Below are 283 nucleotides of genomic sequence, written 5' to 3'. Positions count from 1 at the left end.
AGATAACACATCAGCCGGTAAGCTGACTGTGAACTACGTCGATGAGAACGGCAATGTGCTGAAACCGGCGCAAACGTTAAGTGGTGTTGTGGGCAATGGGTATAACGTGACAGCAGCCGATTTAACGGCCCAAGGTTACACGTTGGATACAACAAAGTCCCAGAATAACTACACTGGCAGTCTGACAACTGACCCACAGACGATCACTTTTGTTTATCAAGGTGGGCAGACGCCAGATGACAAGGCAACAGCTGGAACATTGACTGTGAAGTACGTTGATGAA

Annotated in this window: 1 protein-coding gene; it reads left to right on the top strand. The window is 48.1% G+C overall.

The genetic code is table 11. From position 1 onward, the window contains the following. Window positions 1–283, top strand: a 283-nt coding sequence (locus FFM78_RS13760) for a MucBP domain-containing protein (RefSeq protein ID WP_171001912.1), incomplete at both ends; no start/stop codon positions are given.

This window comes from Loigolactobacillus binensis (assembly GCF_005405165.1).
Classification (GTDB): Bacteria; Bacillota; Bacilli; order Lactobacillales; family Lactobacillaceae; genus Loigolactobacillus; species Loigolactobacillus binensis.
The sequence above is the reverse complement of the archived record's forward strand: the minus strand, read 5'-3'. Positions and strand labels throughout refer to the sequence as shown.